The following is a 20,843-nucleotide window of genomic DNA, read 5'->3' on the forward strand; positions in this document are numbered from 1 at the left end:
TCACTTAACGGAGACAGTCCCATGGCAAAAATGAAAGCAGTCCAGGCCGCAGTGCTTGTGATGGAAAAGGAAGGCGTCACGCAGGCCTTCGGCGTGCCCGGCGCGGCCATCAATCCGATGTATTCGGCGCTGCGCCAGCGCGGCAGCATCTCGCACATCCTCGCGCGCCACGTCGAGGGTGCCTCGCACATGGCCGAGGGCTACACGCGGGCGGTGGCCGGCAACATCGGCGTGTGCATCGGCACCTCGGGCCCCGCGGGCACCGACATGATCACGGGCCTGTACTCGGCCTGGGCCGATTCGATCCCGATCCTCTGCATCACCGGCCAGGCGCCGCGCGCCCGCCTGTACAAGGAGGACTTCCAGGCGGTCGACATCGAATCGATCTCCAAGCCCGTCACCAAGTGGTCGGTCACCGTGCGCGAGCCCGGCCAGGTGCCGCAGGTGTTCCAGCAGGCCTTCCACCTGATGCGCTCGGGCCGTCCCGGTCCGGTGCTGGTCGACCTGCCCTTCGACGTGCAGATGGCCGAGATCGAATTCGACATCGACAGCTACGAGCCGCTCGTCCCCTACAAGCCGGCCGCCACGCGCGCCCAGATCGAGAAGGCCATCGGCATGCTGCAGGCGGCCGAGCGCCCGCTGATCGTGGCCGGCGGCGGTGTCATCAACGCCGATGCGTCCGACCTGCTGGTGCGCTTTGCCGAAGCCACCGGCGTGCCGGTGATCCCCACGCTCATGGGCTGGGGCTCCATTCCCGACGACCATCCGCTGATGGCCGGCATGTGCGGCCTGCAGACCAGCCACCGCTACGGCAACGCGACCATGCTCGCCTCGGACTTCGTGCTGGGCATCGGCAACCGCTGGGCCAACCGCCACACGGGCTCGGTCGATGTCTACACCAAGGGCCGCAAATTCGTGCACGTGGACATCGAGCCCACGCAGATCGGCCGCGTGTTCACGCCCGACTTCGGCATCGTCTCGGATGCCAAGGCCGCACTCGAGCAATTCGTCGCCGTCGCCGAGGAGATGAAGGCCGCGGGCAAGCTCACCGACCGCCGCGAGTGGGCCAGGTCGTGCATCGAGCGCAAGAAGACCATGCTGCGCAAGACCAACTTCGACTCAGTGCCGATGAAGCCGCAGCGCGTGTACCAGTGCATGAACAACAACTTCAGCAACGACACCTGCTACGTGAGCACCATTGGCCTGTCGCAGATCGCCGCGGCGCAGTTCCTGCACGTGTACAACCCGCGCCACTGGATCAACTGCGGCCAGGCCGGCCCGCTGGGCTGGACCATTCCCGCCGCGCTGGGCGTGCGCGCGGCCGACCCGACGCGCAAGATCGTCGCGCTCTCGGGCGACTACGACTTCCAGTTCATGATCGAGGAGCTGGCCGTGGGCGCGCAGTTCAAGCTGCCGTACATCCACATCGTGGTGAACAACTCGTACCTGGGCCTCATCCGCCAGGCGCAGCGCGGCTTCGAGATGGACTACTGCGTGCAGCTCGCGTTCGACAACATCAACGCGGGCCCCGACGCCGGCATCGAGAGCAGCTACGGCGTCGATCACCTGAAGGTCGTCGAGGGCCTGGGCTGCAAGGCGATCCGCGTGAACAAGCAGGAAGAGATCGCACCGGCCATCCAGCGCGCCGAGGCACTCATGGCCGAGTTCAGCGTGCCGGTCGTCATCGAGGTGATGCTGGAGCGCGTGACCAACATCGCGATGGGCACCGAGATCGACAACATCACCGAGTTCGAGCCGCTGGCCGAACATCCGGCCGATGCGCCCACCGCGGTGGCGGCCGAGATGCTGGACTGAGCAAGGAGACACGCACATGCCCAAGTTCGCAGCCAACCTCACGATGCTCTTCACCGAGCTGCCGTTCATGCAACGCTTCGAAGCCGCCGCCAAGGCGGGCTTCAAGGGGGTGGAATACCTCTTCCCCTACCCCTTCGAGAAAAAGGAACTCGCCGCGGCGCTCCGTACCAATGGCCTGCAGCAAGTGCTGCACAACCTGCCCGCCGGCGACTGGGACAAGGGCGAGCGCGGCATCGCCTGCCTCACCGACCGCACGGGCGAATTCGCCGAGGGCATCGGCATGGCGATCGACTACGCGAGCGCGCTCGGCTGCCCGCAGGTCAACTGCCTGATCGGCAAGGTGCCCGAGGGCGCCGACATCAACGTGGTCAACCGCACGGTGATCGACAACCTGCGCCTGGCCGCGCGGGAGCTGGAAGCCGCGGGCATCCGCATGCTGATCGAGCCGATCAACACCTTCGACATCCCGGGCTTCTACCTGAACCGCACCGACAAGGCGCTCGCCCTCATCGAGGCGGTGGGTTCGCCCAACCTGAAGGTGCAGTACGACATCTACCACGCGCAGCGCATGGAGGGCGAGCTGGGCAACACGCTCACCAGGCACCTGGCGCAGATCGGCCACATCCAGCTGGCCGACAACCCGGGCCGCGGCGAGCCGGGCACGGGCGAGATCAACTACCCGTGGCTCTTCAAGCACATCGATTCGCTGGGCTACGACGGCTGGATCGGCTGCGAATACAAGCCGCGCAGCGACACCGTCGATGGCCTGGGCTGGCGCGAAGCGCTCACGCAATAAAAGACAACCTCAGATCGGAAAAAGAGACATGACGACAACGCCCCAGAAAATCGGATTCATCGGCCTCGGCATCATGGGCGCGCCCATGGCGGGCCACCTGCTCGACGCGGGCCACCAGCTCTTCGTGAACACGCAGGGCAACACGCCCGAGCCCTTCATCTCGAAGGCGAAGATCTGCGCCTCGGCGGCCGAAGTGGCGCGCCAGGCCGACATCATCTTCATCATGGTGCCGGACACGCCCGACGTGGAGAAAGTGCTGTTCGGCGAGCCGGGCACGCACGGCGTGGCCGAAGGCCTGAAGGACTCGCGCGGCAAGATCGTGGTGGACTGCAGCTCCATCGACCCGATCGCCACCAAGGCCTTCGCCAAGCGCATCGTGGCGCTGGGCTGCGGCTACATCGACGCGCCGGTCTCCGGCGGCGAAGTGGGCGCCAAGGCCGCGAGCCTCACCATCATGTGCGGCGGCGACGAAGGCACCTTCGAGCGCGTGAAGCCGCTGCTGGACAAGATGGGCAAGAACGTCACGCTGGTGGGCGCCGTGGGCGACGGCCAGGTCTGCAAGGTGGCCAACCAGATCATCGTGGCGCTGAACATCGCGGCGGTGGGCGAGGCGCTCCTGTTCGCCTCGAAGGCGGGCGCCGATCCGGCCAAGGTGCGCCAGGCACTGATGGGGGGCTTTGCGAGCTCGCGCATCCTGGAAGTGCACGGCGAACGGATGATCAAGCGCACCTTCGCGCCGGGCTTTCGCATCGCGCTGCACCAGAAGGACCTGAACCTCGCGCTGCAGAGCGCCCGTTCGCTGGGCGTGGCGCTGCCGCAGACGGCGGGCGCGGCACAGTTGATGAACGCCTGCGCGGCGCTCGGACACGGGCAGTCGGATCACTCGGCGCTGGTCAAGGCGCTCGAAGCGCTGGCGCAGCACACCGTCGCCCCGGACTGATCGGGAAACACCGGGGAACCGGCTTTGCCGGGCCTCGGGTGTTGCCCCCGGCAGGGGAAGGCCCAGCGACGCGAAGTGCGCGCAGCCTGGCGGCGGGCTAGGTTTTGGCCGTTTCCAGCGACTCTTTCAGGTTCCGCCGCCGCCATGCCCAGGTCTTGATGGCCTGCGGCAGGATGCCGATGCACGAGGCGTAGTACGTCACCTTGAAGCCCCAGAAACGCGGGCCGATGGGCGTGTCGCGGAACAGGTCGCCGGCCAGGATCGACAGCATCGCCTCCTGCATCCGCCACACGTTGCGCGGGTTCATGAAGAGGCGGCGGATCGCCGGCGAGGTGATGCGGTAGATGAACCACGAGAACATCTTCGGTCCGTGCTTCATGACCTTCTCGTAGTGGCGGAAGGCGCGCTCGGCCTCCTTCGACTCGCCCTTGAGCCAGTGGTCGGCACAGGTCGCGGCCTCGAAGCCGCTGTTCATCGCCAGGTACACGCCCGAGGAGAACATCGGGTCGACGAAGGCGTAGGCATCGCCCACCATCATGAAGCGGTCGCCGCGGCAGAACTTGGAGTCGTAGGCGTAGTTGCCGGTGGTGGTGGCGCCCTCCATCAGCGTGGCGTTCGCAAGGCGCGCGGCCAGCTTGGGGGCGAGCGCGATGGTCTCCATCAAAAAGTCTTCGAGCGACGCCCCCTGGCGGCGCTTGAAGTACGCGGGCGAGGCCACGGCGCCGACGCTCACGGTGCCGTCCTTCAGCGGGATGTACCAGAACCAGCCGTGGTCGAACCAGAAGAGCGTGATGTTGCCCTCGAAGCGCCCGGGCCGGCGCTCGGCGTTGGCGAAATGGCCGTACAGCGCGGCGCTCGCGTGCTTGCGGTTGCGCTGCTTGGCATCGAACTGGTTCGACAGCAGCGTGTCGCGCCCGCTCGCGTCGATCACGAAGCGCGGGCGCCAGCTGGTCTCGGTGCCGTCGTCGGCCTTGATCTTCACCAGGGGGCGGTTGTCGGGCGTGCCCCTGCCGGCGTCCATGTCCACGCCGGTGACGCGCTGGCCCTCGAAGGTGCGCGCGCCGCGCTTGCCGGCATGGCGGAACAGCAGTTCGTCGAACTCCGATCGGCGCACGTGCACCGCGTACGGAAAGCTCTTGTCCATCGCCTCGCCGAAATTGAAGTGGCTGGAGTGGTCGTGCCAGGGCGAGACGAACTCGGCACCGTGCTTCTTGATGCCGATGGCCTCGACCTCGGTGCGCACGCCCAGCCGGTCGAACAGCGGCATGTTCATCGGCAGCAGCGATTCGCCGATGTGAAAGCGCGGATGCTGCGCCTTCTCGATCAGGACCACGTCGTGGCCCTTGTCCGCGAGCAGCGCGGCCACGGTGGAGCCCGAAGGGCCTCCGCCGATGACCACGACGTCCGGGTCGGTGCTGGTGAAAGGTCCGGGTGTCATGCGCTGCCCCTCCGTTGTCTTTGTGTCTTTGTAGTGGGTCGACGGTGCCGGCCGCCCTCCGCGGCAAGCTCGCCTTGCTATGGTTAACCTTGGTTAACAGCGCCGGAGTTTAGCGAACCGGCCGGCCCGGTTTCGCGCAGGCTATGGGTTCAGGCGTTTTCGGCATTCCCCCCGCGGGAACGGGTCACGCTTTTGCGGTAGCCTCGTTGCCCGTCAGACACAAGGAGACATTTCATGGCTGCACCCCTGTCCCCCGCAGAAGAAGCACTTCGCGAAGCAGCGCGCGAGTACCACCGCTCGCCCGTCAAGGGCAAGATCTCGATCACCCCGACCAAGCCCCTCCTGAACCAGCGCGACCTGTCGCTGGCCTATTCGCCGGGCGTGGCCTATCCCTGCCTGGACATCGCGGCCGATCCGTCGCTGGCAACCGAATACACGGCACGCGGCAACCTGGTGGGCGTCATCACCAACGGCACCGCGGTGCTGGGCCTGGGCAACATCGGCCCGCTGGCGGCCAAGCCGGTGATGGAAGGCAAGGGGTGCCTGTTCAAGAAATTCGCCGGCATCGACGTGTTCGACATCGAGCTGGCCGAGAACGACCCCGACAAGCTGGTCGAGATCATTGCGGCGCTGGAGCCCACGCTGGGCGGCATCAACCTGGAAGACATCAAGGCGCCCGAGTGCTTCTACATCGAGAAGAAGCTGCGCGAGCGCATGAACATCCCGGTATTCCATGACGACCAGCACGGCACGGCCATCATCTCGGCCGCGGCGCTGATCAACGGCCTGGAACTCGTGGGCAAGAAGATCGAGGACGTGAAGATCGCCGTCTCGGGCGCCGGCGCCGCCGCCATCGCGTGCCTGGACGTGATGGTGGGCCTGGGCGCCAAGCCCGCCAACATCTACGCCTGCGACTCCAAGGGCCTCATCTACATCGGCCGCGCGGGCGGTTTCGACGAATCCAAATCGCGCTACGCCCAGAAAGACACCGGCGCCCGCACCCTGGCCGACGTGGTGAAGGACGCCGATGTGTTCCTCGGCTGCTCCGCGCCCGGCGTGATGTCGGCCGACATGGTCAAGACCATGGGCACGCAGCCCATCATCCTGGCGCTGGCCAACCCCGAGCCCGAGATCCGGCCCGAGCTGGCCAAGGCCGTGCGGCCCGACTGCATCATCGCCACGGGCCGCTCGGACTACCCGAACCAGGTCAACAACGTGCTGTGCTTTCCGTACATCTTCCGCGGCGCGCTCGATTGCGGCGCCACCAAGATCACGGAAGAAATGAAGCTGGCCTGCGTGCGCGAGATCGCCGACCTCACCAAGGCCGACATCAGCGAGGAAGTGGCCACGGCCTATGCGGGGCAGGAGCTCTCGTTCGGGCCCGACTACATCATTCCCAAGCCCTTCGATTCGCGCCTCATCCTGCGCATCGCGCCGGCCGTGGCCAAGGCGGCCGCGGCTTCGGGCGTGGCCACCCGTCCGATCGAGGACATGGAGGCCTACCGCCAGCACCTGACGCGCTTCGTCTACCAGACCGGCATGTTCATGCGCCCGGTGTTCACCGCCGCCAAGCTGGCCACCGCCAAGCGCGTGGCCTATGCCGAAGGCGAAGACGAGCGCGTGCTGCGCGCCGCGCAGCTGGCCGTCGATGAAGGCCTGGCGCACCCGATCCTGGTGGGCCGCCCCGCCGTGATCGAGGCGCGCATCAAGAAGGCGGGCCTGCACATCCGCATCGGCACCGACGTGGAGATCGTCAACCCCGAGGACGACCCGCGCTTTCGCGTGTACTGGGAGGCCTTCCACAAGCTCATGGGCCGCCGCGGCGTGACGCCCGAGGCCGCCAAGACCATGGTGCGCCGCTCCAACACCACCATCGCCGCGCTGATGCTGCACCTGGGCGATGCCGACGCGATGATCTGCGGCCTGGTCGGGCGCTTCGACGTGCACCTGGAGCACATCCGCAACCTGATCGGCCTGAAGCGCGGCGCGCCGGGCTTCGCGACGCTCAACGCGCTCACGCTGGAGAAGCGCACGGTGTTCATCACCGACACCAACGTGAACGAGGACCCCAGCGCCGAGATGCTCGCGAGCATCGCGCTGATGGCCGCCGAGGAAGTGCGCCGCTTCGGCCTGCCGCCCAAGGTGGCTTTTCTCTCGCATTCGAACTACGGCACCTCCAGCCGCGGCTCGGCCCGCAAGATGCGCCTGGCGCGCGACCTGTTCGCGCAGATGGCGCCCGACATCGAATGCGACGGCGAGATGCACGGCGACGCCGCGCTTTCGGAAGAAGTGCGCCGCACCGCGCTGCCCGAGACCACGCTCACCGGCGAGGCGAACCTGCTGGTGTGCCCGAACCTGGACTCGGCGCACATCCTCTACAACGTGCTGAAGATGACCGGCGCCAACGGCATCACGGTCGGCCCGATCCTCCTGGGCGGCGCGGGCTCGGCGCATGTACTGACGCCTTCGTCGACCGTGCGGCGGATCGTGAACATGACGGCGCTGGCCGTAGCGAATGCGACGACGGCGTTGAAGTAATACGCGCTGCTTTCCATCGAAACGCCCCGCCGTGGTGACGCAGCGGGGCGTTTTTTCGTGTTTTTGCACCGCAAGCATTCCGCCGCGCACCGCCATGGCCGGCCCGGAAGGGTTCGCACCAATCGCGTGCGGGCACCGTTTTTGCTTGAATGCCGAAGCATTCACCTTCACGGATCCCGCATGAACAAGCGCCAACTGCTCCAGTCCTTCCTCGCCGCCTCGGCCCTCAGCTTCGGCCTTTCACCGGCCTTTGCCCAGGCCCCGACGCCGATCAAGTTCCAGCTCGACTGGCGCTTCGAGGGACCGGCCGCGCTCTTTTTGCACCCCGCCGCCAAGGGCTACTTCAAGGCCGCCGGCCTGGACGTGACCATCGATGCGGGCAACGGCTCGGGCGGCACGGTCACGCGCGTGGCTTCGGGCGCCTACGAGATGGGCTTTGCCGACCTCGCGGCGCTGATGGAATTCCACGCCAACAACCCCGACAGCCCGAACAAGCCGGTCGCGGTGATGATGGTCTACAACAACACGCCGGCCTCGGTCATGGCGCTCAAGAAGAGCGGCATCACCAAGCCCGCGGACCTGGCCGGCAAGAAGCTCGGCGCACCGGTGTTCGACGCAGGCCGCCGTGCGTTCCCGATCTTCGCCAAGGCCAACAACATCGGCGCCGTGAACTGGACCGCCATGGACCCGACGCTGCGCGAGACCATGCTGCTGCGCGGCGACATCGACGCCATCACCGGCTTCACCTTCACCTCGCTGCTGAACCTGGAGGCGCGCGGCGCCAAGACGGCCGACGTGGTGGTGCTTCCCTACCCCGACTACGGCGTGAAGCTCTACGGCAACGTGATCATCGCGTCGCCCAAGCTCATCAAGGAGAACCCGGCAGCGGTGAAGAAATTCCTCTCGGCCTTTGCCAAGGGCGCCAAGGAAGTCATCGCCAATCCGGCGATGGGCATCGAATCGGTGAAGGCGCGCGACGGCATCATCGACAGCAAGCTGGAAACCCGCCGCCTGCAACTGGCCATCGACACCGTGATCAACAGCGCCGACGCGCGCAGCGAAGGCTTCGGCGCCGTCAACGCGGGCCGCATGTCGCTCATGGCCTCGCAGGTGTCCGACGCCTTCAACACCAAGACCCGCGTGAGCCCCGATGCCGTGTGGACGGCCGCGCTGCTGCCGCCGGCCGCCGAACTCAGCGGGATCCTGCGCAAGTGATGGCAGGCGCACCGAGCGACGCCGCCGCCCACTTCGTCGACTTCCAGGACGTCTGGCTCGCCTACAACGAGGAACTGCTGCGCGAGAACCACTTCGCGGTCGAGGCCATCGACCTGAAGGTCAAGCGCGGCGAATTCATCGCCATCGTCGGGCCCTCGGGCTGCGGCAAGTCGACCTTCATGAAGCTCGCGACGGGCCTGAAGATGCCCTCGATGGGCAAGATCCGCATCGACGGTTCGCCCGTGACCGGGCCGCTCAAGATCTCGGGCATGGCCTTCCAGGCGCCCTCGCTGCTGCCCTGGCGCACCACGGTCGACAACGTGCTGCTGCCGCTGGAGATCGTCGAGCCCTACCGCTCGAACTTCAAGGCCAAGCGGAAGGAGTACGTCGAGCGCGCGCGCAAGCTGCTGCAGAAGGTGGGCCTTGCGGGCTACGAGGACAAGTTTCCGTGGCAGCTCTCGGGCGGCATGCAGCAGCGCGCGAGCATCTGCCGCGCGCTCATCCACGAGCCCAAGATGCTGCTGCTGGACGAACCCTTCGGCGCGCTCGACGCGTTCACGCGCGAGGAGCTCTGGTGCATCCTGCGCGACCTCTGGACCGAGCAGCAATTCAACGTGATTCTGGTGACGCACGACCTGCGCGAATCGGTGTTCCTGGCCGACACGGTGTACGTGATGAGCAAGAGCCCGGGGCGCTTCGTGGTGAAACGCGAGATCGAATTGCCGCGTCCGCGCGAGCTCGAACTCACCTACACGAAGGAGTTCACCGACATCGTGCTGGAGCTGCGCGGGCACATCGGCGCCATACGTGGAAGTGCAGGCAACACCGGCATCGGCGCGGCGCAGACGGCCGCAGCCGTGTCCCACTGATCGGCGCGCCATGAAGAACACCAAGCAAATCGAACGCTGGTCGCCCTGGCTGCTCTTGGTCGCGGTGCTCCTGCTGTGGCAGATCGTCTGCGCGGGCTTCGAGGTCTCGGACTTCATCTTCCCGAGCCCGTGGCGCATCTGGACGCAGTTCTGGGAATACAAGGAAATCATCGCGGGCCACGCGTGGCGCACCTTCTGGGTCACGATGGCCGGCTTTGGCCTGGCGATCGTGGTGGGGGTGCTGATGGGCTTCGTCATCGGCAGTTCGCGCATCGCGTATGCGGCGATCTACCCGCTCATGACGGCCTTCAACGCGCTGCCCAAGGCGGCCTTCGTGCCGATCCTGGTGGTGTGGTTCGGCATCGGCGCGGGGCCGGCGATTCTCACGGCCTTCTTGATCAGCTTCTTTCCGATCATGGTCAACATCGCGACAGGCTTGGCCACGCTGGAGCCCGAGCTCGAAGACGTGCTGCGCGTGCTGGGCGCCAAGCGCTGGGACGTGCTCATGAAGATCGGCCTGCCGCGCTCCATGCCCTACTTCTTCGGCTCGCTGAAGGTGGCGATCACGCTGGCCTTCGTCGGCACCACGGTGAGCGAGATGACGGCCGCCAACGAGGGCATCGGCTACCTGCTGATCTCGGCCGGATCGGCCATGCAGATGGGCCTGGCCTTCGCGGGCCTGATGGTGGTGGGCGCGATGGCGATGCTGATGTACGAGCTCTTCAGCGTGATCGAGAAGCACACCACCGGCTGGGCCCACCGCGGTTCACAGAACCAATGAGGCCGGCATGACCCGCGACCAGATCATTCGCGCGCTGCGGCGCGCCGACGAGGTGGCCCGCCGCGCGATGGCGATGGGCCGCCACCCCTTCGGCGCAGTGCTCGTCGCGCCCGATGGCGAAACCATCCTCGCCGAGCAGGGCAACATCGACACGGTGAATCACGCCGAGGCCACGCTGGCGCGCCACGCCGCGCAGAACTGGCCGGCCGACTACCTTTGGCAATGCACGCTGGTGACCACCTTCGAGCCCTGCGCGATGTGCGCGGGCACGAGCTACTGGGCGCACATCGGACGCGTGGTCTACGGCGCCGAGGAATCGGCGCTGCTCGCGCTCACGGGCGACCACCCCGAGAACCCGACGCTCAGCCTGCCGTGCCGCGAGGTGTTCGCGCGCGGGCAGAAAGAGATCGAGGTGATCGGGCCGGTGCCTGAAGTGGCGGAGGAAATGATCGCCACGCACCGCGGGTTCTGGGAGACCCGCTAGGGCGATAGGCCAGCGCTAGGCCAGCGCTAGACCAGCAACAGCGAGGCCTCGTCGCGCCAGTAGTTCACCGCGGCGAGCCAGCCCTCCCACACGCAGCCGTTGCAGCCGCGCCCGCAGCAGGTGGTGGGCTCGGGCGGCGGCGCGCGCATGGCGAGCCCCTGGGCGTCGAGCACCGCCTGCACGCGCGCGATCAGCGCCTGCGCGCTGGCAAGGTTCGTGGGCTCGGGCAGCCGGTCGATGAGGTTCATGGCGGCGAGGCTCTCAGGCGTGCAGGTTCAGCTCCAGCCGCATCTTCGCGCCGCCCGATTCGCTCGATCCGATGGTCAGTTGCCCGCGATGCAGCCGCGCGACCTCGGCCACGAGGTGAAGGCCCAGCCCCGCGCCCCGTCCGCGCGGCACGAGCCGGTGAAACGGCGCCACCACGCGCTCGCGATCCGCTTCGGGAATGCCGGGCCCCGAGTCCAGCACCTCGATGCACGAGGGCGCGCACAGCCGCACCTGGATATCGCAACCCTGCCCGCCGTGCTCGATGGCGTTCTGGATCAGGTTGGTGAGCGCGCGTTCGAGCGACGGCGCATCGCCGCGCACCATCAGCGCCTGCGGCGCATCGACCGAGAGCGTGCAGCGGTTCTGGATCGCCAGCGGCGCGATGTCGGCCGCCACGCGCTCGCACAGCGCCTTCAGGTCCACCGGCTGCTCCTGCGGCACGACGTGGTCCAGGCGCTGCAGGTCGAGCAGTTGCTCGGCCAGCGTGGCAAGCCGCGCCGAGGCCTGCATCAGCTTCACCTTGAGCGGGTCGTTCGGCAGGCCTTCCAGGTGGATCTGCAGCGTGGTGATCGGCGTGCGCAGCTCGTGCGCGGCGTCGGCCAGGAAGCGCTCCTGCCGGTCGTAGCCTTCGTTGAGCCGGTCGAAGGCGCGGTTGACGGCGTTGACCAGCGGGCGGATCTCGCTGGCCACGTTCGCGAGCGGCAGGCGCGTGGTGCGCTCGTGCACGTCGATGCCCTCCGCATGCTCGGCCGTGGCCACCACGCCCTGCAGGCCGCGCTTCACCACGAAGGGCGTGGCCAGGATCACGCCCAGGCTGGTGAGCAGCGCCATCGGCGCCACCAGGAACAGGAACACGAGGCCCGTGCCCTTGAGCGTGTTCTTCACCGACAGCGGGCTGCCGGTCTGCGCGAGCACGTTGACCGGGCCTGCGGTCGTCTCGACGCGCTCGAAGCGGGCCTTGGGCTGGGTGTTGTCCTTCTCGGGCTCGATGGCCGTGCGCGCCATGCCGTCCAGCGTGGTGATGAGCGTGGCGTACCTGGGCGGCATGTCGCCGTGGCGCACTTCCGCACCCTTGGCATCGCGCGCGATGAACCAGAAGCTGGGGTCGCCCTTCTGCAGGCGCAGGAATTCGGCGGTCGGTACCACGATCAGTTTTCCGGTGGCGTCGCGGGTCAGCGCGCGCTGGATCACCGCGACGGTCTCCTGCCCGGTCTCGTCGACCACGCGGCCCAGCACCCAGGCCAGGCCGATGAAGCCGCCCAGCACCAGCGAGCCGACCACCACCTGCAGCAGGATCAGGCTCCAGATGAGGCGCCAGCGCAGCGAGAGCAGGCTCAGGCTCATGGCGTCACGGTGCCGATGCTGCCGACGCCGCGCAGATGAGATAGCCCACGCCGCGGATCGCGTGGATCTCGACCTGCGCGCCGGCCTTGTCCAGCTTGGAGCGCAGGCGCGAGACGTGCGTGTCGAGCGCGTTCGACTGGATGTCGTCCTTGTGGCCGTACACGCGGTCCTGCAGCGCCTCGCGCAGCACGGTGCGGCCGCGGTGCTCCAGCAGGGTCTCCAGCACCAGCAATTCGCGGCGCGGCAGCGTGAGGCACGTCTCGCCCACGTGGGCCTGCCGTGCGTGGTGGTCGAAGCGCAATTGCCCGATGGTCATGACCAGGTTGGCGCGCACCGCGGGACGCCGCGCCAGCGCACGCACGCGCGCCATGAGCTCGTCCATCGAGAAGGGCTTGGCCAGGTAGTCGTCCGCGCCGCCGTCCAGGCTCAGCACGCGCTCGGCCACGTCGGACATGGCGGTGAGCACCAGCACGGCGGCGGCGATGTCGTTCTGGCGCAGGAACGCCACGAGCGAGAGGCCGTCGCCGTCGGGCAGGCCGCGGTCGAGCACGATCACGTCGTGCTGCGCGCCAAGCGCGGCCTCCTCGGCTTCGCGCAGCGAGCTCGCCACATCGACCACCGCCTGGTTCTGGCGCAAGGCCGAGGCGAGCGCCTGCGCCAGATCGACTTCGTCTTCGACAAGCAGGATTCTCATGAGGGGAATGGGAGGCTGAGGGGGTGGCAGTGGCGCGGACGGGCGGGACATTCTAGGAGAGCCCCTGCGCCGCCCAGGCGCAATGTTCACGCAATGCAGTTGCATAAGCTGTGGCGCTCCCCCTTCCCGAAAGCCGCATCGGTGACATCCCGCTCGAGCCCCGCATCCCGTCCTTCCGTGCCCTGGTACATGGCATTGGGACAGCGGATCGCGACGCTCTGGTTCGTCAAGATGATCGGCACCACGGCCGGCATCTCGGGCTTCTTCTTCCTGTACTTCTGGGTGATGCACAACCCGCCGTCGACGCCGGCGGTGATGCCGCTCACGCCCATCGACCACTGGGTGGCCGTGAGCGACGACGCGATGCTGCTCTACGGCTCGCTGTGGTTCTACATTTCGCTGGCTCCCGCCCTCGCGAAAGACAAGGCCGAGCTGTGGGTCTGCGCGCGGGGCGCCGCGGTCATGGCGGCCATCGGCCTGGCGGTGTTCTGGTTCTTTCCGACCACGGTGCCGGTGTTCGCGGTCGACTGGTCGCAGTACCCGGCGCTGCAGTTCCTCAAGGCCACCGACGTGGGCGGCAATGCCTTTCCATCGCTGCACGTGGCCTTCGCGGTGTTCACGGCCATGCTGCTGCGCCGCCAGCTGCACAGCGTGGGCGCGCCCGCGTGGACGCAATGGCTGAACCTGCTATGGGCCTTCGGCATCGTGTATTCGACGCTCGCAACGCGGCAGCACGTGCTGCTCGACGTGGTCGGCGGCACGCTGCTCGCCGTGCTCGTGGGCTGGGCACGCACCAGGCGCGATCGGCTGGTGCTGGCCGAGGCCTGAACCTCGTGGCCAGGGTGGCGGTCAGAGCGCCGCTGCGCCCGCTGCCGCCACCTGCGCATCCTGCGTCGACTGCATGCCCGAGACGCCGATGGCGCCGACGAGGCAGCCCTCGTGCATCAGTGGCAGGCCGCCTTCGAGCGGGCAGGCGCCCTCGGTGGCCAGCAGCCGCAGGTTCAGCCCGCCCGCGGCCAGCGCTTCTTCGAACACGCGCGTCGGCCGCTTGAAGCGCACGGTGCTGCGCGCCTTGGCCTGCGCGATCTCAACGCTGCCGGTCTGCGCGTGGTCCATCTTGTGCAGCACCACGAGGTTGGCGGCGCTGTCCATCACCGCGATGACCATCGGCCAGCCGTTGGCGCGCGCCTGGGCTTCTGCGGCCGCGGCCACGCGCTGGGCGATGTCGAGGGACACGGGCGCGCCGTACGAAATGATGGGTTGTTGCATGGTGCTCATGGCGATTCCTGTGAAGTGACAAACGATGCACAGGACGATATCGGCGGGCAGAATGCTTGGCCATTCCCCAAAACTTCGCATCCGTTGTGCACGAATCGCCAGCTCACCGCCCCGATGCCATCGCGCCCGCTTCTCTCGCGTCGCTTGCGTGGGACGACATCCGCTTTTTCGTGGCCGTGGCGCGCGAGGGCAGCCTCTCGGGTGCGGCGCGGCAGTTGCGCGTGGAGCACTCGACGGTCGCGCGCCGCGTCGGCGCGCTGGAGTCGCACATCGGCGTGCGCCTCTTCGACCGCCTGCCGCGAAGCTGGGCGCTGACGCAGGAAGGCGAAGCGCTGCTCGCACCCGCCGAGCGGCTGGAACAAGAGGTGCTGGCCTTCGCCCGTGCCGCCGCCGCGAACACGGCGGATCAGGGCACGGTGCGCGTCTCGGCGCCGCCGGCCTTTGCCAGTCACTTCATCGTGCCGCTGTGGGCCGCGCAAGCCGCGCAAGGCGACCGATGGCCGGGCATCGCGCTGGACATCGTCGGCGAACTGCGCAGCGCCAACCTGCAGCGCCGCGACGCGGACATCGCGATCCGCTTCATGCGCCCGACCGAACCGGGCCTGGCCGCGCGCAAGCTCGGCGAACTGGCCTTCCGGCTCTACGCCGCGCCGGTGTGGCTGACGCGCGCGGAGGCCGACTGGCACTTTCTCGGCTACAGCGACGCGCCCGGCAACGTGCCGCACCAGCAGTTGCTGGCGGCGCTTGCGGGCGCGCGCCCTTTCGTCCTGCGCAGCAACGACCTCACGGCCCTGCACAACGCCTGCCGCGGCGGCCTGGGCCTGGCGATGCTGCCGGACTTCATGGCGCGCGACGACGCCGCACTGGTCGAAGTGCCCGGCGACGGCCGGCCTGTGATGCGGGAGGTGTGGAGCGTGGTGCACCCCGATGTGAGGCGCTCGCCGCGCGTCAGGGCCGTGGCCGACGCGCTGGCGGAAATGGTCGGCGCCCACGCCGGGCGCCTGGCCTGACTACCAGAAGATCCAGAGGGCGAGGCCGCCGAAGATGGCCCACTTCACGAGGTAGTAAGCGCGCTTGTCCCAGGCCTTCAGGCGCTTGCCGACCACGCGGATCTGGTAGATGTACTTGAACGCGCGGTTGATGCCGCCGGTCTTGTCGCCCGCATCGTTGGGCGAGCTTGCGGCGGCCAGCAGGTTCTTGGCGAACCAGCGGTTCACGGCGCTGGCCCAACGGTACTTCAGCGGGCGCTCGATGTCGCAGAACAGGATCACGCGGTCGTGGTCGGTGGTGTTCTCGGCGTAGTGGATGAAGGTCTCGTCGAACACCACGGCCTCGCCGTCGCGCCAGTGGTAGCGCTGGCCGTCCACGTCGATGTAGCAGCCTTCCACGCCAGGTGTCCACAGGCCCAGGTGGTAGCGCAGCGAACCGGCGAAGGGGTCGCGGTGGCGCACCAGGCGGCTGCCTGGCGGCAGCTCGGCGAACATGGCCGCCTTGATGGTGCCGATGCCCTTGAGCAGTTCGGTCGTGCGCGGGCACAGGATGGCGGCCGAGGGGTGCGCCTCGTCGTACCACTTGAGGTAGAAGCGCTTCCAGCCGCTCTTGAAGAAGGAGTTGAAGCCCACGTCGTTGAACTGGCTCGAAGCCTTGATGCTGCCGCCATTGCGCATGGCCAGCGCCTCTTCGCGGATGACTTCCCAGTTCTCTTCGAGCACCCGCATCTCGGGGAACTGCGCGGGCGACAGGTAGGGCGTGCCCGGCACCTTCGAGAAAAGGTACATGAAGACGTTCAGCGGGGCGAGGAAGGTCGAGTGATCAGAGAGCTGTCTGAAGAAACGATGCCGGACCTGCCCGCGGAAGTGAACGTAGAGCGCGCTGAGCGCGAAGATCGCAAGAATGACCCACTTCATTGTTGAAAGTGTCCTGTAGACGGCGCCGGGGGGTAGCCATGCATTGTAAATCTCTGCCCCTGAATGGACCTGACCAAGCCCTTTGGCCGTGTCCGGAGGGAGGTTTCAGGTGCAGAGCATGGGCTGGGGGGCCTCGGCCGCCGCCAGCGGCAGCCGCACCGTGGCCCGGAGGCCGCCGCCCAGGGCTTCGTCGAGCACGACCTCGCCACCGTGCCTGTCGATCACCGACTTGACGATCGCCAGGCCCAGCCCGCTGCCGCTTTGCGTCTGGTCGGGGTTGCGAAAGAACCGGTCGAACACGCGCTCCCGCAGCGCGGGCGGAATGCCGGGCCCCCGGTCCGCCACGGTCAGCACCGCCCGGGCACCCTCGCGGGCCACCCGCACCATGACCGTTCCGTTCTCGGGGCTGTACTTGATGGCGTTGTTGATGAGGTTGTCGACCATCGAGGCCAGGCTTTCGCGCTCGCCCAGCACCGGCACATGGCCCTCGCAGTCGAGCTCCAGCTCCACGCCGCGGGCGCGGGCGAGGCCTTCGATCATCGCCAGCCGGTCCTGCACCAGCGCATCGAGCGACAGCATGACGGGCAGGTCGCCGTGCAGCACCGCATCGCTGCGCATGAGCTGCAGCAACTGCCCCACCAGCCGTGCGGCGCGATCGTTGCTGCGCAGCAGGTTGCCCATGAGTTCGCGCTGGCCTTCGTCGGTGCTCTGCTCCTTCAGCGCTTCCACGTTCACGCGCATGGCCGCGAGCGGCGTGCGCAACTCGTGGGCCGCGTCGGCGATGAGGCTGCGCTCGCGCGAGGTGCTGTCGCGCACGCGCTGCAGGAGGCTGTTGATGCTCTGCACCAGCGGCTGCAGCTCCTTGTGCGGCGGCGTGTACGACAGCGGCGTCATGTCGGCGGGCCCGCGCTCGGAGGTTTCCTTGGTCACCTGCCGCCAGGGGCGCAGCGCGACGCGCATCGAGAGCCATGCCGGAAAGATCAGGAACGGCAGGCTGATCACCAGCGGCAGCACGTAGAAGCCGCGGTACATGACGGTCACCGTCAACCGCCAGACGCTGGTCTCGGCCAGCATCACGCGGGTGTCGCCATTGGAAGAGACCAGCGTGCGCGCGCGCCATTCGCGGCCGCCCGCCTTCACGGTCTCGATGCGGTTGGGCACCGTGTTGAGGATCACGGGCACGGCCGCCGTGGAGCGGTAGATCAGCTTGTCCTTCTGCCACACCTGCATGACCGGCGCGGTGTCGGAGGCGGCATCGCCGTCGCCCACGGATTCGAGCAGCGCCATGTCGAAGGCCGCCAGGCTCTGCTGCTGCCGGGCGGGTTGATCGGCCAGGTTTTCCGCGATCGAGAGAATCGAGCGGAAAATCTTCTCGTACTTCAGCAGCTCGGGGTCTTCGTACGAGTCGTAGAGCAGCAGCGCGATGGCCATGGTCCACAGCAGGGCCACCACGGCCATCTGCGCGAGCAGCAGGCGCCGCATCAGGGAAGGCTGCTTCCATTTCTTCCAGCGCAGCCCCAGGGCCCGCATCATCTGGGCGTGCTCCGCACCAGCGACTGCATATCGATCACGTAGCCGATGCCGCGCACCGTACGGATGTAGCCCTGCCCGATCTTCCTGCGCAGGTTGGAGATGTGCACCTCGAGCGAGTTGCTGCCGTTGGCCTGGCCGCCGGGCAGCACCTGCTCTTCCATCACGCGGCGCGTGACCACGCGGCCGGTGCGCTTGAGCAAGAGCGCCAGCAGGTCGAACTCGCAGCGCGAGAGCTCCACCGGCTCGCCGTCGACGATCACGCCGCGCGTCGGCTCGTGCAGCGCGAGGCCGCGCATGCGGATGGTCTCGTCGTTGAAGCCGTAGCTGCGGCGCGCCAGCGCCCGCACGCGCGAGAGCAGCTCGGCGAGCGCGAAGGGCTTGACGAGGTAGTCGTCCGCGCCGTCGTCCAGGCTGCGCAGCCGGTCGTCGAGCGCATCGCGCGCGCTCAGCACCAGCACCGGCAGGATCTGCCGGTCGCGGCGCAGGCGGAACAGGAGATCGAGCCCGTCGCCATCGGGCAGGCCCAGGTCGAGCAGCACCATGTCGAAGGTGCCGCCGTCCAGCGTGCGCAGGGCGTCGTCCAGGCGGCGGACCCACACCACGTCCATGCCCTGGTTGGCCAGCGCGATGCGCACGCCGTTGCCGAGATCGAGATCGTCCTCAACAAGCAGAAGGTTCATGGGAGTGAGTGCGGGGCGAAGTCGCCCGAAGGTCGGAAGGGGCGAAGTATCTGCCAAGCCCCGACCGGCAACTTCAGGAAATCTTCATGAAGGGCGAAGGGGTTTTCAGGCGCGAACCCCGTGCAGCCACCCGCGTCTTCAGCGCAGCAGCTTGATCAGCGCCGCGATCTCCTCGCCCCCGAGCCCTGCCGCATCGGCGCGCTTGAAAAGGCCCGCGGCAAACGCCGGGAACTCGGTGTTGATGCCCGCCTCCTGCGCCGTCTGCAGGATGCGCTGCGTCGCCTCGACCGAGATGCGCATCGGGCTCTGCGAAATCTTGAAGTCGCCCGACTGGATCACCGAACCTTCGTGCTGCAGGAACGCGGCGAAGGTCGGCATGATCCCCGCGACGATGCGGCCGAACTCGGCCACGTCGAAGCCCTCGTGCTCGGCAATGCGTGCGCCGTGCATGAACCCGAGCAGCGTGCCGTAGATGGTGGAGAGCGTCGCGAGGTCCATCGCCGCCGCGGCGCTGGCCTTCTCGCCCAGGTACACGGTGCCGCCGCCCAGCACTTTCAGGAGCGGCTCCGCCTCGCGGAAAACGGCTTGCGCGCCCGACATGAGGATCGGCGTGTCGGCCTGGCCCATCTGGTCCGGCGCGGCCTGGATGGCGCCTTCGAGGTAGGTGGCGCCTTGCCGGTGCGCCCACAGCTGGGCATCGCGCGCATCGCTGGGGCTGCCGGTGCTCAGCTGGACCAGCAAGCGGCCATCCATCGCAGCGGCAACGCCGTCCATCGCGAGGATGGCCTCGGCGGCGCGGTAGTCGTAGACGCACATCACCGCGACCTTCGCGGCACGCACGGCCTCGGCCGCGCTGTGCGCCAGCACGGCGCCCTTGGCGACCAGCGCATCGGCCTTCTCGGCCGTGCGGTTCCACACCGTGACCTTGTAGCCCTGGTCCAGGTAAAGCCGTGCGATGGTGGTGCCCATCGCGCCCAGGCCGATCACTGAAATTTCCTTGTTGCTCATGGCGAATCGAATGCAGGTTGTGATGATGGCTGCATCGTAGGAATTCCACTTGCCAACGGTCAAGTACCTACCATAAAGTCAGGTACTTACCAAAAAGCAGGTATTGGAGCAGCGCATGAAGGCGAAGAAGCCCTACAACTGCGGCATCGGGCCCGCATTCGAAGTCATCGGCGGCAAGTGGAAAGCGGTCATCCTGTGGGAGCTGCACGTGCAGCCGCGCCGCTTCGGCGAGCTCAAGCGCCTGCTGCCCGACATCAGCGAGAAGATGCTGATCCAGCAGCTGCGCGAACTGGAAACCGACGGCATCGTCAACCGCGAGGCTTTCCACGAAGTGCCGCCGCGCGTGGAGTATTCCGAGACCAAACTCGGCGCCACGCTCAATGCGGCGCTCGGGCCCCTGGCCGATTGGGGCGATCGCTATGCCAAGCGCGTGGAGACCGCGCGCAAGCACGCCGAAGCGAAGTAGCCGGCGCCGGTCAGGCGTCTTCGCCCTGGCCCCAATGCGGCGGTCGCGGCGGCGGGGCCTGCACCTTGCGCGCACGCATCAACGCCCGCGCCTGGCGCTTCCACAGCGCCAGCTGCTCCACCAGCGCGCCCGGGTCCACGTCCTGCCCCTGCGCGACGAGCCCCGTCATCAGGTGGGTCAGTTGGTAGAACGCGGTCTTCAGCACCTGCGGTTCCACACCGGCGCGCGGCGCGAAGTAGTGCGCGATGGCCGGGTCGAACAGCGCGCGGGTGCGGCGCCACATCACACCCAATGCGCGCGCGAGCGCCGGGTCGCGCTGCGCCGTCACCTGCAACTCCAGGTACGCACTGAAGACCGGCGTCGAGTAGATGCCCTTCCACAGCATCGAGACCAGCGCATCGAGCCGGTCGTCTTCGTCGGCGATCGACAGCATCGTGCGGCCGAGCTCGCCGTAGACGCGGCGCAGCAGGTCGTCCACCACGTCGAGCATCAGTGCCTGCTTGCTCGGGTAGTGATGCACCTGCGCGCCGCGCGAGACGCCCGCGCGCCGCACGATGCTGCTGAGCGTGCTGCCCGCGTAGCCGTCTTGCGAAAGGCTTTCGATGGCGGCGGCCAGCAGGCGCTCGCGCATCGCGCTGCTGCGCTCGGCCTGGGTGCGGCGGGCCGGCGGCGGCGCAGGTGCGGCGGCCTTCGACAAGGGAAGCGGTGGGGCGGTTTTCATCGGCAGCGGCAGAGGGTACCCGGGAAATCCCTCGTCATTTTCGAGCAGGTTCCATCGGGCGTCGAAGTT

General features: G+C 67.8%; 21 protein-coding genes. 11 read left to right on the plus strand and 10 right to left on the minus strand.

What is annotated here, in order from left to right:
* The first annotated feature begins 21 nt into the window (after positions 1-21).
* Genes gcl through BM133_RS20340 form a run of 3 tightly spaced genes read left to right on the plus strand, consistent with a single transcriptional unit; the run spans position 22 to position 3,551 of the window.
* Positions 22-1,815: a glyoxylate carboligase gene (gene gcl / locus BM133_RS20330; RefSeq protein WP_093437633.1), complete on the plus strand. Its 1,794-nt coding sequence runs from the start codon at positions 22-24 to the stop codon at positions 1,813-1,815.
* 16 nt (positions 1,816-1,831) lie between these two features.
* Positions 1,832-2,611, plus strand: coding sequence for a hydroxypyruvate isomerase (gene hyi / locus BM133_RS20335; RefSeq protein WP_093437635.1), 780 nt, complete (start codon positions 1,832-1,834; stop codon positions 2,609-2,611).
* Positions 2,612-2,639: 28 nt separating this feature from the next.
* Positions 2,640-3,551, plus strand: coding sequence for a 2-hydroxy-3-oxopropionate reductase (locus tag BM133_RS20340; RefSeq protein WP_093437638.1), 912 nt, complete (start codon positions 2,640-2,642; stop codon positions 3,549-3,551).
* Positions 3,552-3,648: 97 nt separating this feature from the next.
* Here the strand turns inward: BM133_RS20340 and BM133_RS20345 are convergent, their stop codons facing one another.
* Complete coding sequence (locus tag BM133_RS20345; RefSeq protein ID WP_093437640.1) at positions 3,649-4,989, minus strand: NAD(P)/FAD-dependent oxidoreductase; 1,341 nt, start codon at positions 4,987-4,989, stop codon at positions 3,649-3,651.
* 234 nt (positions 4,990-5,223) lie between these two features.
* Here BM133_RS20345 and BM133_RS20350 point away from each other — a divergent pair, with 234 nt between their 5' ends.
* From BM133_RS20350 to BM133_RS20370, 5 genes are all read left to right on the plus strand, one after another.
* Positions 5,224-7,527, plus strand: coding sequence for an NADP-dependent malic enzyme (locus BM133_RS20350; protein WP_093437643.1), 2,304 nt, complete (start codon positions 5,224-5,226; stop codon positions 7,525-7,527).
* 180 nt (positions 7,528-7,707) lie between these two features.
* Complete coding sequence (locus tag BM133_RS20355) at positions 7,708-8,742, plus strand: ABC transporter substrate-binding protein (protein WP_093437646.1); 1,035 nt, start codon at positions 7,708-7,710, stop codon at positions 8,740-8,742.
* Complete coding sequence (locus tag BM133_RS20360; protein WP_093437648.1) at positions 8,742-9,611, plus strand: ABC transporter ATP-binding protein; 870 nt, start codon at positions 8,742-8,744, stop codon at positions 9,609-9,611. Before BM133_RS20355 ends, BM133_RS20360 begins: the two co-directional genes overlap by 1 nt.
* A 10-nt stretch (positions 9,612-9,621) precedes the next feature.
* Entirely contained in the window at positions 9,622-10,392 is a 771-nt protein-coding gene (locus tag BM133_RS20365) for an ABC transporter permease (RefSeq protein ID WP_093437651.1), read from the plus strand.
* Positions 10,393-10,399: 7 nt separating this feature from the next.
* Entirely contained in the window at positions 10,400-10,876 is a 477-nt protein-coding gene (locus BM133_RS20370; RefSeq protein ID WP_093437653.1) for a nucleoside deaminase, read from the plus strand.
* 26 nt (positions 10,877-10,902) lie between these two features.
* Here BM133_RS20370 and BM133_RS20375 read toward each other — a convergent pair whose 3' ends face one another.
* From BM133_RS20375 to BM133_RS20385, 3 genes are read right to left on the minus strand one after another with little or no spacing between them, the layout of a single operon-like run.
* Positions 10,903-11,124 carry an oxidoreductase-like domain-containing protein gene (locus BM133_RS20375; protein ID WP_093437656.1) on the minus strand — a complete coding sequence of 74 codons (222 nt, stop codon included), beginning with the start codon at positions 11,122-11,124 and terminating at the stop codon, positions 10,903-10,905.
* A 13-nt stretch (positions 11,125-11,137) separates the two neighbouring features.
* On the minus strand, positions 11,138-12,487 hold the full coding sequence (locus tag BM133_RS20380) for a sensor histidine kinase (protein WP_256219284.1): 1,350 nt from the start codon (positions 12,485-12,487) through the stop codon (positions 11,138-11,140).
* Positions 12,488-12,491: 4 nt separating this feature from the next.
* Positions 12,492-13,181, minus strand: a complete 690-nt coding sequence (locus BM133_RS20385) for a response regulator (RefSeq protein ID WP_093437658.1) — start codon at positions 13,179-13,181, stop codon at positions 12,492-12,494.
* A gap of 177 nt (positions 13,182-13,358) precedes the next feature.
* On the opposite strand from BM133_RS20385, the gene BM133_RS20390 reads away from it, so the two are divergent.
* The gene (locus BM133_RS20390) at positions 13,359-14,009 is read left to right on the plus strand and encodes a phosphatase PAP2 family protein (protein WP_256219285.1); all 651 of its coding nucleotides are present in this window, start codon (positions 13,359-13,361) and stop codon (positions 14,007-14,009) included.
* Between the two features lie 21 nt (positions 14,010-14,030).
* Here BM133_RS20390 and BM133_RS20395 read toward each other — a convergent pair whose 3' ends face one another.
* On the minus strand, positions 14,031-14,459 hold the full coding sequence (locus tag BM133_RS20395; RefSeq protein ID WP_093437661.1) for a GlcG/HbpS family heme-binding protein: 429 nt from the start codon (positions 14,457-14,459) through the stop codon (positions 14,031-14,033).
* 119 nt (positions 14,460-14,578) lie between these two features.
* Between BM133_RS20395 and BM133_RS20400 the strand changes: the two genes are divergently transcribed.
* Positions 14,579-15,469: a LysR family transcriptional regulator gene (locus tag BM133_RS20400; RefSeq protein WP_093438243.1), complete on the plus strand. Its 891-nt coding sequence runs from the start codon at positions 14,579-14,581 to the stop codon at positions 15,467-15,469.
* Here BM133_RS20400 and lpxO read toward each other — a convergent pair whose 3' ends face one another.
* From lpxO to BM133_RS20420, 4 genes are all read right to left on the minus strand, one after another.
* Positions 15,470-16,366: a lipid A hydroxylase LpxO gene (gene lpxO, locus BM133_RS20405; RefSeq protein WP_093437663.1), complete on the minus strand. Its 897-nt coding sequence runs from the start codon at positions 16,364-16,366 to the stop codon at positions 15,470-15,472.
* Between the two features lie 105 nt (positions 16,367-16,471).
* Complete coding sequence (locus tag BM133_RS20410; protein WP_093437666.1) at positions 16,472-17,899, minus strand: sensor histidine kinase; 1,428 nt, start codon at positions 17,897-17,899, stop codon at positions 16,472-16,474.
* On the minus strand, positions 17,896-18,579 hold the full coding sequence (locus BM133_RS20415) for a response regulator (RefSeq protein ID WP_093437668.1): 684 nt from the start codon (positions 18,577-18,579) through the stop codon (positions 17,896-17,898). Before BM133_RS20415 ends, BM133_RS20410 begins: the two co-directional genes overlap by 4 nt.
* 138 nt (positions 18,580-18,717) lie before the next feature.
* A complete protein-coding gene (locus tag BM133_RS20420) occupies positions 18,718-19,587 on the minus strand; it encodes an NAD(P)-dependent oxidoreductase (protein WP_093438246.1) in 870 nt (289 codons plus the stop codon).
* A gap of 115 nt (positions 19,588-19,702) precedes the next feature.
* On the opposite strand from BM133_RS20420, the gene BM133_RS20425 reads away from it, so the two are divergent.
* Entirely contained in the window at positions 19,703-20,053 is a 351-nt protein-coding gene (locus BM133_RS20425) for a winged helix-turn-helix transcriptional regulator (protein WP_093437671.1), read from the plus strand.
* Between the two features lie 10 nt (positions 20,054-20,063).
* On the opposite strand, the gene BM133_RS20430 is transcribed toward BM133_RS20425, so the two are convergent.
* On the minus strand, positions 20,064-20,774 hold the full coding sequence (locus BM133_RS20430) for a TetR/AcrR family transcriptional regulator (protein WP_093437673.1): 711 nt from the start codon (positions 20,772-20,774) through the stop codon (positions 20,064-20,066).
* Positions 20,775-20,843: the final 69 nt, after the last annotated feature.

The organism is Variovorax sp. 770b2, from assembly GCF_900115685.1.
Lineage (GTDB): Bacteria > Pseudomonadota > Gammaproteobacteria > Burkholderiales > Burkholderiaceae_C > Variovorax.